Below are 14,978 nucleotides of genomic sequence, written 5' to 3'. Positions count from 1 at the left end.
CCCCCAGGGGCCGGTGATCGCCTGCCTCGGCAGTGATGTCAGGCAGATGGGGTATGGGGTAATTGGCAGCCCGACTGATTCTGGTTCAGTTAGTCTAGGTTCGAGTCCTAGTACCCCAGCGAACAGCGCGAATTGGCGGCGGGAGACCGCGTCCGGTACGCTCTGTCGGTCGCCTCGAGCGACATCTGGCCCCGTTGTGTAGCGGCCTAGCACGCCGCCCTCTCAAGGCGGTAGCGCGGGTTCGAATCCCGTCGGGGCTACCAGATCACCAGGGCCCCAGCGAACCGCTGGGGCCCTGGTGGCGTCTTCGGGGTCGCGCGGCTCCGTCCCGCACCCGCAATCCCTGCTGGTTCGCGCCGCGGCGCACGGCACTAGGGTGGTGCCTCACCCACGCCGACGTCGCCGAGGGGAGCGCATCGTGTCCGAACACACCGACCGCTACGGGGAACAGACCGAGTTCACCGAGACCGAACGGCAGGGGCGATCCCCGGGCGAGCAGGAGCCGGCCGACCAGCGTCGGCGCATCCGCTGGATCGGCCTCGGGATCGGCGTGGGCGTTGCCGTGTTGATCTACTTCGTGCTGCCGGCCGATCTCGGACATGCCGGCCGGCTGACGGCCGCGACCGCCGCGCTGATGGCGGTGTGGTGGATGACCGAGGCGATCCCGATCCCGGCGACCGCGCTGGTGCCGCTGGTGATCTTCCCCGCGTTCACCGAGGTCAAGTTCGACGATGTCGGCGCGTCCTACGGCAACAACATCATCTTCTTGTTCATGGGCGGTTTCCTGCTCGCCCTGGCCATGCAGCGCTGGAACCTGCACCGGCGGATCGCGCTGACGACCGTGCGCCTGATGGGCACCAGGCCGCCGATGGTCGTCGCCGGCTTCATGCTCGCCACCGGCTTCTTGTCCATGTGGGTGTCGAACACCGCGACCGCGGTGATGATGCTGCCGATCGGGGTCTCCGTGCTGATGCTCGCGACGGGGCTCGCGCGGCGGGTCGACCGGGGTGCCGGTCGGGAGGAAAGCCAGGGGTCGTCGGCCGTCGAGGATCCGGATCCGACCTCACCGGCGGTCAAGGAGGAGGTCGTCCGCTCCAATTTCGGCACCGCGCTGATGCTCGGTATCGCCTACGCCGCGTCGATCGGCTCCCTCGCGACCATCATCGGCACGCCGCCGAATGCCTTCCTGGTCGGCTTCTTGTCCAGCAACTACGACATCCAGATCGGCTTCGGGCAGTGGATGCTGGTCGGCCTGCCGATCGCGCTGATCATGCTCGTGGTGACCTGGTTGTTGTTGACCAAGGTGTTGTTCCGGCCCGAGATCTCCGAGATCCCCGGCGGCCGGGAGCTGATGAGTGAGGAACTGCGCAAGCTCGGTCCGATGGCGTCGGGGGAGAAGCGGGTCCTGGCGATCTTCGTGCTCGCCGTGATCGCCTGGGTTGCATTGCCGCTGCTCTTCGACAGCCCGCCGCTGTCGGATGCCGGCATCGCGATGGCCGTCGGCGTGCTGTTGTTCATCCTCCCGGCCGGTGCGGCGAAGGGGGTCCGGTTGCTGGACTGGCACAGCGCCGTGCAGTTGCCGTGGGGCGTGCTGCTGCTCTTCGGCGGGGGCCTGGCGCTGTCGTCCCAGTTCACCGACAGCGGCCTCACGGCCTGGGTCGGTGAGCGTGCCCAGGGACTCGGCTTCCTGCCGACGATCGCGCTCGTCGCCGTCCTGGTCGCCGGTGTCATCTTCCTGACCGAGCTGACCTCGAACACGGCGACCGCGGCCTCGGTGCTGCCGTTGGTGGCCGGGCTCGCCATCGGCCTCGACCAGCCGCTGCTGATGCTCACCGTGCTGGTCGCGCTCGCGGCCACCTGTGCATTCATGCTGCCGGTCGCGACGCCGCCGAATGCCATCGCCTACGGCTCCGGTTATGTGACCGTGGGGCAGATGGTGAAGGGCGGCCTGTGGCTGAACGTGATCGGCATCGTCGTGATCACGCTGCTCGGCATGGCGCTCATCCCGCTCGCCTTCCTCGGCGGATGATCATTCGCCGGACCGGCGCAACACCTCGCTGAGCCGGTCGGCGGCCGCGATCACCGCCGGCGCGTGCATCCGGCCGGGCTGACGGGTCAGTCGCTCGACCGGGCCCGACACGCTGACCGCGGCGATCACCTTGCCGCTGGGGGAGCGTACCGGCGCCGAGACCGAGGCCACCCCGGACTCGCGCTCGGCAACCGACTGGGCCCAGCCGCGCCGCCGGACATTGGACAGTGCGGCCGCGGAGAAGCGGGCATCGCGCAGCCCGCGCTGCATCCGCTCGGGCTCCTCCCAGGCAAGCAGTACCTGGGCGGCCGAGCCCGCCTGCATGGTGAGCTGGGAACCGATCGGCACGGTGTCGCGCAGCCCGGAGCTTCGCTCGGCGGCGGCCACGCACACCCGGAACTCGTTCTGTCGGCGGAACAATTGGGCCGACTCGCCCGTGATGTCGCGCAATCGCGCGAGCACCGGCCCGGCGGTGGCCAGCAGACGATCCTCACCGGCCGCCGAGGCCAGTTCGGCCAGCCGCGGCCCGAGGACGAACCGGCCCTGCAGGTCGCGGCCGACGAGCCGGTGGTGCTCCAGCGCCACCGCGAGGCGGTGCGCGGTGGGGCGGGCCAGCCCTGTCGCGCTGACCAGCCCGGCGAGGGTGGTCGGCCCACCCTCCAGAGCCGTCAAGACGACGGCCGCTTTGTCGAGAACGCCGACGCCGCTAGTGTTGTCCATGTGATGATACTGCCGTCTCGGATGCTGGAATGCAACTGGCGGCACCGACGGACGAGCAGGATTGCGATGAGCCGGAACGGCACCGGGTGCCGCAGGATCGGGGACGAGGAGAGGAAGCGATGGGCAAGACGCTGAGCGACAAGCTGTGGGAGGACCATGTGGTGCGGTCCGCGCCGGGGGAGCCCGATCTGCTCTTCATCGACCTCCATCTCGTGCACGAGGTGACCAGCCCGCAGGCCTTCGACGGCCTGCGGCAGGCCGGCCGGACGGTACGCCGACCCGATCTCACCCTGGCCACGGAGGATCACAACACTCCGACGCTGGACATCGACAAGCCGATCGCCGACCCGACCTCGCGTACCCAGGTCGACACCCTGCGCCGCAATGCCGCCGAGTTCGGCGTCCGGATCCACAGCCTGGGCGACCCCGACCAGGGCGTCGTGCACATCATCGGGCCCTGGCTCGGGCTGACCCAGCCGGGGATGACCGTGGTCTGCGGTGATTCGCACACCTCCACCCACGGGGCGTTCGGCGCGCTGGCGTTCGGTATCGGGACCTCGGAGGTCGAGCATGTGTTGGCCACCCAGACCCTGCCGCAGGCGCGTCCGAAGACGATGGCGGTCAACGTCACCGGGGAGCTGGCCGAAGGGGTGACCGCCAAGGACGTCGTGTTGGCGTTGATCGCCAAGGTCGGGACCGGCGGCGGCGCGGGCTATGTGGTGGAGTATCGCGGCCCGGTGATCGAGCGGCTCTCGATGGAGGGCCGGATGACGATCTGCAACATGAGCATCGAATGGGGGGCGAAGGCCGGCATGATCGCCCCGGACGAGACGACCTTCGCCTATCTCGAGGGTCGCCCGCATGCCCCCGAGGGCAAGCAGTGGGAGGCCGCAAAGGCCTACTGGCGAACGCTTCGTACCGATGATGACGCCTCCTTCGACGTCGAGGTCGATCTCGACGTCAGCGATCTCTCGCCGTTCGTCACCTGGGGCACCAATCCCGGCCAGGGCGTCGCACTCGGCGAGGCCGTGCCCGATCCCACGAGCTTCACCGACGAGGTGGAGCGCCACGCCGCCGAGCGTGCGCTGGAGTACATGGGCCTGGCCGCGGGTACGCCGATGCGCGAGATCGGTGTCGACACCGTCTTCGTCGGCTCGTGCACCAACGGGCGGATGGAGGATCTGCGGCTGGCCGCGCAGGTGATCGACGGGCACCGCGTCGCCGACGGGGTGCGCATGCTGGTCGTTCCCGGCTCCGCCCGGGTCCGGCTGCAGGCCGAGGCCGAGGGCCTGGACAAGATCTTCCTCGCTGCCGGTGCGGAGTGGCGGGCTGCCGGATGTTCCATGTGTCTGGGGATGAATCCGGACCAGCTCGCGCCCGGTGAGCGGGCCGCCTCCACCTCGAATCGCAATTTCGAGGGCCGGCAGGGCAAGGGCGGCCGGACCCATCTGGTCTCGCCGGCCGTTGCGGCGGCGACCGCGGTGGTCGGCCGGCTCGCCTCGCCCGCCGATCTTGCCCAACCGTCGCTCGTCTGAAGAATCGCGAGGAATTGATCATGGAAGCAATCACCACGCACACCGGGACCGCTGTGCCGCTGCGCCGCAGCAATGTCGACACCGACCAGATCATCCCGGCCGTGTACCTCAAGCGGGTCACGCGTACCGGATTCGCCGACGGTCTGTTCTCGGCCTGGCGCAACGACCCGTCGTTCGTGCTGAACGACCCGGCCCACGAAGGTGCGACGATCCTGATCCCGGGCCCGGACTTCGGCACGGGCTCCTCGCGCGAACACGCGGTGTGGGCCCTGATGGACCACGGCTTCCGGGTGGTGATCGGATCCCGCTTCGGCGACATCTTCCGCAACAACTCGGGCAAGGCGGGGCTCGTGATCGCGGTGATCGACGAATCCGATGTGCACAAGCTCCAGGAGCTGGTGGCGGGCGACCCGTCGCTCGAGATCACTGTTGATCTTGAGCACCGGACGATCACGGTCGCCGGGTGGACGATCGACTTCGAGATCGACGACTACACCCGGTGGCGGCTGATGGAGGGACTGGACGATGTCGCGCTGACCCTGCGCAACGAGTCCGACATCACTGCCTACGAAGGAAGACGCCTGCCGTTCAAGCCGAGCACGCTGCCGGTGGCCAGCGGTTCCTGAGGCCGCGGCGCCGGCGATCATCACCGCTGACCCCGCCGACATGATCGCGACTCGGCATGTCGGTATTTGTCATGTGCGATTGCACTGTTTAGCGTGAGTGCCAGCATTCGGGCCGAATGCTCCGCAACCCTGACCAGCAGGGTGCCTTAGGACTAAGAGGAAACCGTGAACAAGGCTGAACTGATCGAAGCACTGGCGCCGCAATTCGACGGCAACAAGGCCGAGGCGGGGCGCGCGCTCAATGCCGTCGTCGAGACGATCATCTTCTCGACGGCCAAGGATGGCCGCGTATCGATCACCGGCTTCGGCGTGTTCGAGAAGGTGCGCCGTCCCTCCCGGATGGTGCGCAACCCGCGGACCGGCGAGCGCAAGCGCGCCAAGGCGACCAACGTTCCGCGGTTCCGGGCGGGCACCGAGCTGAAGGCCTATGTGTCGGGGGAGAAGAAGGCCCCGCGCGCGACCGCGGCGAAGACGGCGACCGCCACCAGGTCCACGGCGAAGGCAACCGCGAGCAAGACGGCCGCGAGCAAGACGACCGCGAGCAAGACGACCGCGAGCAAGGCGACCGCGAGCAAGGCGAGCGCGAGCAAGACGGCGACGAAGAAGGCCACCCCGGCCAAGAAGACCGTCAGCAAGGCGACCGCCAAGAAGGCGACCACGGCCCGCGCCACCGCCAAGAAGACGACCGCGAGCAAGACGACCGCCAAGAAGGCGACTGCGAAGAAGGCGACTCCGGCCAAGAAGACCAGCGCCGCCCGCGCGACCACGCGCGCCACCGCGACCCGGAAGGCGCCCGCGCGCAAGAGCGCGCGTCGTTCCTGATCGCAGCACCATCTCCGCCGCGGCGGCCCGGATGATCCGGGCCGCCGCCGGCATCTCCGAGACATCGATCATCCTCGGACCGGCGTCTGCCCGGCGGATCGACGCCGTCAGCCGGTTCCGGTGATCATCTCCAACAGGGGGCGGGTCGCCGGCCCCAGTCCGAGCTCGGCGGCCCGGCGGAGGTCGGCGATCGTGTCGACATCCAGCCGCGCATCCGGCCACGCACCCCCCGGATCGAGCGCGCCGGATCGCAGATGCCGCAGCGCCGAGGCGCCCTCGAAGCCCGGTTGAAGATCGTTTCCGGTACGCAACGCCCGCCCGAACAGCATGGTCGAGCCCGTACCCGCGGCATCGCGAAGGAACGTCCGGGACCGGTCCGGCGCGGCGCCGACGAATGCGGCGACGCTGCTCGGCCGCAGGGCCGGCAGGTCGGCGACACAGGCCAGGACATTGCCCGATCCCTGCCTGAGCAGGCGATCCGCGCCGACGATCAGGGCGGCATTCAGATCCTGGCCCGGATCCTCGACCACTTCGACGGGTACCTCGGCGGTGACCGGTGCGAGGCCGACCCCGACGACGACGATCCGTTCGGCGACGCGCTGGAGGGCGCCGACCGTGTCCAGCAACATTGCCATCGCGAGCCGTTCCCGCAGCCGTGGATCGCCACCGATCCTCGTCTTCGCCCGGCCGAGGGCCTTCAACGCGACGACCGCGCCGAACGGGTGATTGTCGGTCGCACTGGGCACCGGACGATCTTGCCATGTGGCGAAGAACCGGATCTCCTACAGTGGAGCCGACCGCAGCCGAAGGAGAACATGCCGCATCGCTCACCGGTCGGGCCGGACCCGGCCGCCGCCCCGCTGGATCGCGTGAACACCGAGCCGGCCGAGCCAGGCCTGCGCCGGACGGTCGGCATTCTCGCCGCGCTGCTGCGCCGGATCACCCGGCGCGACTGGCGTGCGCAGGACAAGATCCCGCGCTCGGGGCCGGCGATCTTCGTGGTCAACCACATCTCCAACTTCGATCCGCTCGCCTATGGCCACTACCTGGCGTGGTCCGGTCGCTGGCCACGCTTCCTCGCCAAGGACGCGATCTTCCGGACCCCGGTGCTGGGCGCGATCGCCCGCGCCTGCGGCCAGATCCGCGTGCAGCGGGGGGCCGCCGACGGGGGCACCGCGCTGGCGGAGGCGGCGGCCGCGCTCGGCGAGGGGAAGTCGGTGACGATCTATCCCGAAGGCACCATCACCGCCGATCCGGAGGGCTGGCCGATGACCGGCCGCACCGGGGCGGCGCGCCTGGCGCTCGAGACCGGGGCGCCCGTGATTCCCGTCGGCCAGTGGGGAGCCCAGGAGGTGCTGCCCGGCAAGCGCCTGACCTGGCCGCGGCTGTGGCCGCGCAGGACGATGCGCCTGATCGCCGGCGACCCGGTCCCGCTCGACGATCTTCGGGAACGCCCGTTGGACGCCGGCACCCTGATCACCGCCACCGAGCGGATCACCGACGCGATCACCGGCCTGGTGGCGCAGTTGCGCGAGACCGAGCCGCCGGCCGGTCGGTGGGACCTGCGGCTCGGCCGGCGGGTGGGCCCCAGGGCGGCCGGCAGATGACCCGCGCCGCAGTCCTCGGTGCCGGCGCCTTCGGAACCGCGCTCGCGATCGTGCTCAGCGATGCCGGGCACACGGTGGTGCTGCAGGGGCGGCGGCCCGACCAGGTCGCCGAGATCAACCAGCGGCACACCAACGAGCGTTACCTGCCGGGCATCACGCTGCCCGACCGGGTGCGGGCGACCACCTCCGCCGACGACGCCTGCGAGTCCGCCGACCTGGTCGTGCTCGCGGTACCGGCCCAGGCTCTGCGGTCCAGCCTCGCCCGGTGGTCGCTGCCGACCGAGGCGGTCATCGTCTCCGCGGCGAAGGGCCTGGAGGCCGGCACCGGCGCCCGGATGAGCGAGGTGATCATCGAGTCCGGGGTGGCGGCCGAACGCCTCGCCGTGATCGCCGGCCCGAACCTGGCCCGGGAGATTGCGGCCCGCCTGCCCACCGGGGCGGTCGTCGCCGGTTTCGATCCCGAGATCACGCTGCGGGTGCAGCATGCCCTGCGCAGCCCGTCGTTCCGCCCTTACACCAACAACGATGTGGTCGGCTGCGAGCTGGCCGGTGCCGCCAAGAACCCGATCGCGATGGCGGTCGGGATGATCATCGGCCGAGGCCTCGGCGACAACCTGGTCGGTACGACGATGACGCGCGGACTGGCCGAGGCCACCCGGCTCGGTGAGGCGCTCGGCGCGGATCCGCACACCTTCGCCGGCCTGGCCGGGGTCGGTGATCTGGTCGCCACCTGTTACTCGCCGCTGTCGCGCAACCGCAGCTTCGGCGAGCGGCTCGGCCGCGGCATGTCGGTGGCTGACGCGCTCGCCGCCAGCTCCGGCGTGATCGAGGGCATTCCCACCTCGGGTTCGCTGGCCGCGCTGGCCGATGAACTCGGTGTCGAACTGCCGATCGTGTCGCGGGTGGCGCCCGTCGTCGAGGGCGAACTGACCGCGGACGAGGTCATCGACGCGCTGATGGCGCGCAGCGTCAAGCCCGAGCGATGACGCCAGAACGCGGCTTCGGCATCGGCTAGGGTCGCCCTCGTGACGAACCAGCAGCGACCCGACCGACCGATCCGGGTAGGGCTGATCTTCGGCGGCGCGAGCAGCGAGCACGGCGTCTCCTGCCTGGGCGCCGCCGGGGTTGTCCGGGCGATCGACACCGACCGCTACCAGGTGACCGGGATCGGGGTCGCGACCGACGGCCGTTGGACCCGGGTTGCTCCCGCCGACATCGAGCGGCTGCGGATCGTCGACGGCAGGCTGCCCGAGCTCGACGGCACGGGGCCGGAGGTTGCCCTGGTGCCGACAGCCAACGGGCCGGTGCTGGCGATGACCGACGGCTCGGGCAGTGAGCCGCTGGACGTGGCGATGATCATCATGCACGGGCCGGGCGGCGAGGACGGGACCGTCCAGGGGGTCTGCGAGACCGCCGGGCTGCGCTACACCGGATCGGGAGTCGCCGCGAGCGCCGTCTGCATGGACAAGCATCTGATGAAGTTGATGTTGAAGGCGGCCGGCGTACCCGTGGGACCGTTCGTGGTGATCACGCCCGAGGAATGGACCACCGACCGGGCCGCGGCGCTGGATGCCGTCGGCGCGCTCACCCTTCCGGTGTTCGTCAAGCCCGCTCGCGCCGGCTCGAGCCGGGGGATCAGCCGGGTCGCGACCGCCGGGGAGCTGCCGGCCGCGATCGAGGAGGCCCGGCGGCACGATCCGAAGGTGATCATCGAGGAGGGTTTCGTCGACGCCCGCGAGCTCGAGTGCGGGGTGCTGCAGGGGCCCGACGGTCCGCCGCGGGTCTCGGTGGTCGGCGAGGTGATCATGCACGGCAAGGACGGCTTCTACGACTACGAGTCCAAGTACACCCCGGGCGACGAGGTCTCCATCCAGGTTCCGGCCGAGGTGCCCGATGACGTCACCGAACGTCTGCAACAGCAGGCCCTGCGGGTGTTCGAACTGCTCGGTTGCGAGGGACTGGCGCGCGTGGACTCGTTCCTCACCCGCGAGGGCCGGGTGATGATCAACGAGATCAACACGCTGCCCGGCTTCACCCCCACCTCGATGTTCCCGAAGGTGTTCGAGGCCGGAGACATCGACTTCGCCGAGCAGATCGACACCTTGGTGTCCCAGGCGCTCGGGCGCCCGGCCGGCCTGCGCTGAGACGTCAGACGCAGGGGCGCTCCTGGGGCACATGGTCGGTGATCGGCCGGGCGAGATCGACCAGCACATTGGCCTCCGGCGCGTACTCCGGGGGCACCGTCACCTGGACCGGGGTGAGCCGCCCGAGGGTGGTGAACGTCCACCCCTGCTCGGACTCCTCGGCGTACCAGCCGACCTGGTTCACCTCGAAACACTGAGCGTCGGGGCCGGCCCCGGCCGGCAGTTCGCCACCGCAGGTCAGCACGATCGCCGGGTTTCCCCAGGCCGCACCGGTCCGGCCGGGCCGCGCCTCGCGACGGTCCTGGCCGCCGACGGTCGGCGGCAGGTCCGCGATCATCTTCGCGCAGGCCTGCGCCGCGGCCGCTTTCGGTTGTGGCTCGGCGATGTCCACCGGTCCGGCGCATCCGGCCAGGATCGGCAGCGCGGCCAGGGCCGACAGCACGGTCGGTAGGGCGCCACCGCCCGTGCGGTGCCGCCCGTGTGGATTCATCGGTGTGCGGTCCCGCACCGGTAGCGGGTCAGATGTTGACGACCGGGCAGGTCACCGTGCGGGTGATCCCGGGCACCACCTGGACCTTGGCCACCACGAGCGAACCGAGGTCGTCGACATTGGGCGCCTCGACGCGGACGATCACGTCGTACGGGCCCGTCACGTCGTCGGCCTGGGTGACACCGGAGATCTGCCGGATCGCCTCCGCGACCTCGGCCGCCTTGCCAACCGCCGTCTGGACCAGAACGTAGGCCTGCACCACCATCGGAACCTCCATGTCTCAACGCGCCCGGACCCGCCGGGCTGCCGCCACGCTACCGTGTGGCCGGTGAGCTCCGACAGCGCAGGACCGACCATCGCCGAGATCGGGGAATTCGGGCTGATCGACCAGGTGCTCGCCGGGTTGCCGACCCAAGAGGCAGTGCGCGTCGGACCGGGCGACGAAGACGCGGTGCGCGTCGGCCCGGGCGACGACGGCGCGGTGATCGACTTCTCCGGACCCGTCGTGTGCAGCACCGACACGATGGTCGAGGGCGTGCACTTTCGCCGCGACTGGTCGTGGGCGCACGAGGTCGGGCGCAAGGCGGCCGCCGTGAACCTGGCCGACATCGAGGCGATGGGCGCGCGACCGGTCGCCCTGCTGGTGGCATTCTCGGCGCCGCCCGAGCTGCCCGCGAGCTGGGCCCGGCAGTGCTCCCAGGGCCTGGCCGAGGAGGCGGCGGCCGCGGGAGCGGTACTCGTCGGCGGCGACATGACCCGCTCCGGTGAGGTCACCATCGCCGTCACCGCGCTGGGTACGCCGGCCGCCGGCGGCCCCGTGTTGCGCTCCGGGGCCCGCCCCGGTCAGGTGATCGCCCTCCGCGGCCGGGTCGGCTGGGCGGCCGCGGGGCTGGTGGTGCTCAGCCGCGGGTTCCGATCGCCGGGCGCCGTGGTGGAGGCGCAGAAGGTGCCGCAGGTGCCCTACGGCGCCGGCGCGGAGGCCGCCGCCGCCGGCGCGGGTGCGCTGATCGACGTCTCGGACGGCCTGCTGGCCGATCTCGGTCACATCGCCGACGCATCGGACGTGACCTGCGATGTCGATACCGGCGCCTTCGAGGTTCCCGACCCGCTGCGGGCCGTGGCCGCCGCCACCGGGAGCGATCCGCTGGCCCTGATGCTCACCGGGGGCGAGGACCATGCGCTGGCCGCCACCTTCGACGAGGGTCGGGTCCCGGAGGGCTGGCTCGTCATCGGCCGGGTCCGCGACGCCGGGCCGGACGGGCCCGGCGTGCTCGTGGACGGCGCGCCGTGGGAGGAGGCGAGCGGCTATGAGCACTTCCGGCGGTGAGCTGCCCACGGCCCGGGTGCTGACGATCGCGGGCTCGGACTCCGGCGGGGGAGCCGGCATCCAGGCCGACCTGAAGACGATGCTCGCGCACGGCGTACACGGGATGAGCGTGCTGGCCGCGCTGACCGCGCAGAACTCCGTCGGGGTGCAGGACTTCTGGCCGGTGCCCGCGGACCTGGTCACCGCGCAGTTCCGCAGCGTCGTCGACGACATCGGTGTCGACGCGATCAAGACCGGCATGCTCGCCGACGGCGAACTGGTCGGCCTGGTCGCCGACCTGCTGGGTACGCTGCCCGCGCCGGTCCCGGTCGTCGTCGACCCCGTCTGCGCATCGAAGCACGGAGACCCGCTGATCGCCCCCGACGCGGTGGTCGCCCTGCGCGAGCGGCTGTTCGCGCGGGCCGATGTGATCACCCCGAATCTGGGTGAGGCGGCGCTGCTGAGCGGCCTGACCGTGCAGACCCCGCCCGACGAGCTCGCGGCGGCCCTGGCCGGATTCGGCCAGACCTGGACGCTGATCAAGGGCGGCCACGCCGAGGGCGAGCCGATCGACCGGCTCTACCGCGGTGCCGAACCGGTCCGCAGCTACCCCGGCCCGCGCCTGAGCAACCGGCACACCCACGGCACCGGCTGCACGCTGGCATCGGCACTGGCCTGCCAGTTCGCGCTGGGCAAGGAGATGCCGGAGGCGGTCGGGGCGGCCAAGCGCTACGTCACCGGCGCGATCGCCGGCGGGTTTGCGCTCGGGTCGGGCATCGGGCCGGTCGATCACCTGTGGGAGCTGCGCGGCCGGATCGACTGAGCGGCCCGGAGCGGGATCCTGCTCGCCCGCCCGGCGTGGTGGCGCGCCAGCGGACGAGGAGTTGACTAGTCTCGCCCGCATGGCGACCCGCGCGTCTTCCCCACCGCGGTCGGCAGCCTCGAGCAGCGCCAGATCGCGGTCGTCCGGAAGCAAGAAGTCCACGTCCACCCGCACCGGTGGAAGCAGTCCGCGTACCCGCACGCCGGCCAAGGGCGCTCCGACCCGCCGGCCGGCTGCGCGCAGCGGCGCCGCGGCCAAGCGGCGGCCGGCGAAGAAGAAGCAGGGCCGCGGGTTCTTCGGCACGATCGGGTACGCCACCGTGCAGGTGTGGCGCGGCATCGCGCTCGCCACCGGATCCGGCGCCCGGGCGATCGGCGGCAGCGCCCGCGATCTCGACCCGGAGCTGCGCCGCGACGGGATCGGACTGTTCCTGCTCGGCTGCGCGATCGTGCTGGCGGCCGCGCTGTGGTTCGGCCTGCCCGAGCCGGTCGGGCCCGCCATCGTGACCGGCACCACCACGGTGATCGGTCAGTTCATGGCCTACGCCGCGCCCGTCCTGTTCGCGGTGATGGCCTGGCGTACCCTGCGCCACCCCGACCGCAACGGGCCGCTCGGCCGGCAACTGATCGGCTGGGGCGCGCTGGCCTTCGGCGTGCTCGGGCTGATCAGCGTCTCCCGCAACATCCCGCCGCCCAGCGAGCCGGCCGCGATGCGCGAGGCGGGCGGCGTGCTCGGCTACATCTCCTCGTCGATGCTGGCCGACCTGCTGACCACCTGGGTGGCGACGCCGCTGCTGGTGCTGCTGGCGGTCTTCGGTCTGGTCGTGGTCGTCGGCGTCGCCATCCAAGAGATTCCCGCCCGGCTGCAGGCCTTGCGCGAGGCGATCCCGCAGCGCCGGCCGGCCGGGACCGATGAGGACGAGCCGGAATACGGCGTGGACGAGGCCTATGACACCCCGATCGTCGGCGGCCGACAGGTGGCGGGCGACGAGCAGGAGGACCACGACGAGGCCGAGAGCGCGGACCTGCCGCCCGCACCGAGCCGTCCGCGTCAGCCGCAGGTCGCCACCGTGCACCTCGACCCGCCGACGGACGAGCCGGAGGACGTACTGCCCGTCGAGGACCACGACCGGGTGTTCGACTATGCCGAGCTGGAGCCGGACGAGCCGCCGCGGCCGAAGCCCGGGGCCCGGCCCGCGGACACGCGCAGCGAGCCGCGGCCCGAGCCCGCCCCGCCGGAGCACTCGCCGGCGCCGGCCCGTGCCGAGCAACAGGTGCTCTCCGGCGATGTGCAGTACGTCCTGCCGGACCCCGGCCGGTTGAAGCCCGGCAGCGTGCACAAGGAGCGGACCAAGGCATCCGACGACGTGGTGCAACGGCTGACCGGCGTGCTGGACCAGTTCAACATCGACGCCACGGTCACCGGCTACACCCGCGGGCCGACCGTGACCCGCTACGAGGTGGAACTCGGCCCCGCGGTGAAGGTCGAGAAGGTCACCGCGCTGAGCAAGAACATCTCCTACTCCGTCGCCAGCGCCGACGTGCGGATCCTGTCGCCGATCCCGGGGAAGTCGGCGATCGGCATCGAGATCCCGAACACCGACAAGGAGATCGTCTCGCTCGGTGACGTGCTCCGCTCGCCGAAGGCCCGCAATGATCATCACCCGATGACGATGGGCCTGGGCAAGGACGTCGAGGGCGGCTTCGTGATCGCCAACCTGGCGAAGATGCCGCACCTGCTGGTGGCCGGCGCGACCGGTTCGGGCAAGTCGAGCTTCGTCAACTCCATGATCACCTCGCTGCTGATGCGGGCCACGCCCGACGAGGTGCGGATGCTGATGGTCGACCCGAAGCGGGTGGAGCTCACCGCCTATGAGGGGATCCCGCACCTGGTCACGCCGATCATCACCAATCCGAAGAAGGCCGCCGAGGCGCTGCAGTGGGTGGTCAAGGAGATGGACACCCGCTACGACGATCTCGCCGCGTTCGGCTTCAAGCACGTCGACGACTTCAACAAGGCGGTACGCGCGGGTCAGGTCAAGCTGCCCGAGGGCTCCGAGCGACGGCTGGAGCCCTACCCGTACCTGCTCGTCGTGGTCGACGAGCTGGCCGACCTGATGATGGTCGCCCCGCGCGATGTCGAGGACTCGATCGTCCGGATCACCCAGCTCGCCCGCGCCGCCGGTATCCACCTGGTGCTCGCGACACAGCGACCGTCGACCGACGTGGTGACCGGCCTGATCAAGGCCAATGTGCCGTCCCGGCTGGCCTTCGCCACCTCGTCGATGACCGACTCGCGCGTCATCCTGGACCAGCCCGGCGCGGAGAAGCTGGTCGGGCAGGGAGACGCGTTGTTCGTGCCGATGGGGGCCTCGCGGGCGATCCGCGTGCAGGGCGCCTGGGTCAGCGAGGCCGAGGTACGCGGGGTGGTGAAGCACGTCAGCGAGCAGCTCAGCCCGCAGTACCGGGAGGACGTGGCCGCCGCGACCGAGGCGAAGAAGGAGGTCGCCGAGGACATCGGCGACGACCTGGAGCTCGTGCTGGAGGCCACCAAGCTGGTGGTCACCCTGCAGCTCGGGTCGACCTCGATGCTGCAACGCAAGCTGCGGGTCGGGTTCGCCAAGGCCGGCCGGCTGATGGACATCCTGGAGACCCGGGGCATCGTCGGGCCGTCGGAGGGCTCCAAGCCGCGCGACGTACTGGTCAAACCCGACGAACTGGACGAGGTGCTGGCCACTCTGGCCGAGGGCTGACGTCGGCCTGCGGCTGCGCCGACCCGGCCGGGCTCGTCGATGACCGTCGAGTTCGAGCTGGTCAAACCCGCGGGCCGGGACAAGTGGTTGATCGAGAGCATGTCCAGTAACTGACCCGGGCGCG

Annotated in this window: 14 protein-coding genes and 2 tRNA genes; 12 read left to right on the top strand and 4 right to left on the bottom strand. The window is 70.9% G+C overall.

The features are described 5' to 3' along the window. Positions 1 to 47 precede the first annotated feature (47 nt). From ACXDC7_RS12180 to ACXDC7_RS12170, 3 genes are all read left to right on the top strand, one after another. Positions 48 to 119: transfer RNA gene (locus ACXDC7_RS12180), tRNA-Gln, on the top strand. 68 nt (positions 120 to 187) lie between these two features. Next, positions 188 to 263, top strand: a tRNA-Glu gene (locus ACXDC7_RS12175). 155 nt (positions 264 to 418) lie between these two features. Further along, on the top strand, positions 419 to 2,029 hold the full coding sequence (locus ACXDC7_RS12170) for an SLC13 family permease (protein WP_459222299.1): 1,611 nt from the start codon (positions 419 to 421) through the stop codon (positions 2,027 to 2,029). On the opposite strand, the gene ACXDC7_RS12165 is transcribed toward ACXDC7_RS12170, so the two are convergent. Then, on the bottom strand, positions 2,030 to 2,749 hold the full coding sequence (locus ACXDC7_RS12165; RefSeq protein ID WP_459222298.1) for an IclR family transcriptional regulator: 720 nt from the start codon (positions 2,747 to 2,749) through the stop codon (positions 2,030 to 2,032). It abuts the gene before it with no gap. A gap of 119 nt (positions 2,750 to 2,868) precedes the next feature. On the opposite strand from ACXDC7_RS12165, the gene leuC reads away from it, so the two are divergent. The 3 genes from leuC to ACXDC7_RS12150 all read left to right on the top strand — a co-directional run bounded on the left by leuC (position 2,869) and on the right by ACXDC7_RS12150 (position 5,732). Next, positions 2,869 to 4,284, top strand: a complete 1,416-nt coding sequence (gene leuC / locus ACXDC7_RS12160) for a 3-isopropylmalate dehydratase large subunit (RefSeq protein ID WP_179446144.1) — start codon at positions 2,869 to 2,871, stop codon at positions 4,282 to 4,284. Between the two features lie 20 nt (positions 4,285 to 4,304). Next, positions 4,305 to 4,910: a 3-isopropylmalate dehydratase small subunit gene (gene leuD / locus ACXDC7_RS12155; RefSeq protein ID WP_459222297.1), complete on the top strand. Its 606-nt coding sequence runs from the start codon at positions 4,305 to 4,307 to the stop codon at positions 4,908 to 4,910. 165 nt (positions 4,911 to 5,075) lie between these two features. Next, the gene (locus ACXDC7_RS12150; RefSeq protein ID WP_459222296.1) at positions 5,076 to 5,732 is read left to right on the top strand and encodes an HU family DNA-binding protein; all 657 of its coding nucleotides are present in this window, start codon (positions 5,076 to 5,078) and stop codon (positions 5,730 to 5,732) included. Between the two features lie 107 nt (positions 5,733 to 5,839). On the opposite strand, the gene cofC is transcribed toward ACXDC7_RS12150, so the two are convergent. Continuing rightward, positions 5,840 to 6,478: a 2-phospho-L-lactate guanylyltransferase gene (cofC, locus tag ACXDC7_RS12145; protein ID WP_459222295.1), complete on the bottom strand. Its 639-nt coding sequence runs from the start codon at positions 6,476 to 6,478 to the stop codon at positions 5,840 to 5,842. A gap of 69 nt (positions 6,479 to 6,547) precedes the next feature. Between cofC and ACXDC7_RS12140 the strand changes: the two genes are divergently transcribed. The 3 genes from ACXDC7_RS12140 to ACXDC7_RS12130 are packed head-to-tail and all read left to right on the top strand — an operon-like array spanning position 6,548 to position 9,483. After that, entirely contained in the window at positions 6,548 to 7,339 is a 792-nt protein-coding gene (locus ACXDC7_RS12140) for a lysophospholipid acyltransferase family protein (RefSeq protein ID WP_179446148.1), read from the top strand. Further along, positions 7,336 to 8,325: an NAD(P)H-dependent glycerol-3-phosphate dehydrogenase gene (locus tag ACXDC7_RS12135; RefSeq protein ID WP_459222294.1), complete on the top strand. Its 990-nt coding sequence runs from the start codon at positions 7,336 to 7,338 to the stop codon at positions 8,323 to 8,325. Before ACXDC7_RS12140 ends, ACXDC7_RS12135 begins: the two co-directional genes overlap by 4 nt. Positions 8,326 to 8,364: 39 nt before the next feature. Further along, a complete protein-coding gene (locus tag ACXDC7_RS12130) occupies positions 8,365 to 9,483 on the top strand; it encodes a D-alanine--D-alanine ligase family protein (protein WP_459222293.1) in 1,119 nt (372 codons plus the stop codon). A gap of 4 nt (positions 9,484 to 9,487) precedes the next feature. On the opposite strand, the gene ACXDC7_RS12125 is transcribed toward ACXDC7_RS12130, so the two are convergent. Together ACXDC7_RS12125 and ACXDC7_RS12120 are read right to left on the bottom strand one after the other, a co-directional pair. Beyond that, positions 9,488 to 9,973, bottom strand: coding sequence for a DUF3515 family protein (locus ACXDC7_RS12125; protein ID WP_179446151.1), 486 nt, complete (start codon positions 9,971 to 9,973; stop codon positions 9,488 to 9,490). A gap of 28 nt (positions 9,974 to 10,001) precedes the next feature. Further along, positions 10,002 to 10,238: an Lrp/AsnC family transcriptional regulator gene (locus tag ACXDC7_RS12120; protein WP_179446650.1), complete on the bottom strand. Its 237-nt coding sequence runs from the start codon at positions 10,236 to 10,238 to the stop codon at positions 10,002 to 10,004. Between the two features lie 63 nt (positions 10,239 to 10,301). On the opposite strand from ACXDC7_RS12120, the gene ACXDC7_RS12115 reads away from it, so the two are divergent. The 3 genes from ACXDC7_RS12115 (at position 10,302) to ACXDC7_RS12105 (ending at position 14,854) form a co-directional block, all read left to right on the top strand. Further along, positions 10,302 to 11,300 carry a thiamine-phosphate kinase gene (locus ACXDC7_RS12115; protein WP_459222292.1) on the top strand — a complete coding sequence of 333 codons (999 nt, stop codon included), beginning with the start codon at positions 10,302 to 10,304 and terminating at the stop codon, positions 11,298 to 11,300. After that, on the top strand, positions 11,281 to 12,102 hold the full coding sequence (gene thiD / locus ACXDC7_RS12110) for a bifunctional hydroxymethylpyrimidine kinase/phosphomethylpyrimidine kinase (protein ID WP_459222291.1): 822 nt from the start codon (positions 11,281 to 11,283) through the stop codon (positions 12,100 to 12,102). Before ACXDC7_RS12115 ends, thiD begins: the two co-directional genes overlap by 20 nt. Positions 12,103 to 12,181: 79 nt before the next feature. Beyond that, entirely contained in the window at positions 12,182 to 14,854 is a 2,673-nt protein-coding gene (locus ACXDC7_RS12105; RefSeq protein ID WP_459222290.1) for a DNA translocase FtsK 4TM domain-containing protein, read from the top strand. Positions 14,855 to 14,978 lie beyond the last annotated feature (124 nt).

Source organism: Naumannella huperziae (assembly GCF_054073625.1).
This window is presented reverse-complemented; position numbering and strand designations above follow the sequence as displayed.

Excerpts from the sequence above, each read along its gene's own strand:
- ACXDC7_RS12165 (WP_459222298.1), bottom strand. The coding sequence starts at position 2,749 with ATGGACAACACTAGCGGCGTCGGCGTTCTCGACAAAGCGGCCGTCGTC.
- leuC (WP_179446144.1), top strand. The coding sequence starts at position 2,869 with ATGGGCAAGACGCTGAGCGACAAGCTGTGGGAGGACCATGTGGTGCGG.
- leuD (WP_459222297.1), top strand. The coding sequence starts at position 4,305 with ATGGAAGCAATCACCACGCACACCGGGACCGCTGTGCCGCTGCGCCGC.
- ACXDC7_RS12140 (WP_179446148.1), top strand. The coding sequence starts at position 6,548 with ATGCCGCATCGCTCACCGGTCGGGCCGGACCCGGCCGCCGCCCCGCTG.
- ACXDC7_RS12135 (WP_459222294.1), top strand. The coding sequence starts at position 7,336 with ATGACCCGCGCCGCAGTCCTCGGTGCCGGCGCCTTCGGAACCGCGCTC.
- ACXDC7_RS12125 (WP_179446151.1), bottom strand. The coding sequence starts at position 9,973 with ATGAATCCACACGGGCGGCACCGCACGGGCGGTGGCGCCCTACCGACC.
- ACXDC7_RS12120 (WP_179446650.1), bottom strand. The coding sequence starts at position 10,238 with ATGGTGGTGCAGGCCTACGTTCTGGTCCAGACGGCGGTTGGCAAGGCG.
- thiD (WP_459222291.1), top strand. The coding sequence starts at position 11,281 with ATGAGCACTTCCGGCGGTGAGCTGCCCACGGCCCGGGTGCTGACGATC.
- ACXDC7_RS12105 (WP_459222290.1), top strand. The coding sequence starts at position 12,182 with ATGGCGACCCGCGCGTCTTCCCCACCGCGGTCGGCAGCCTCGAGCAGC.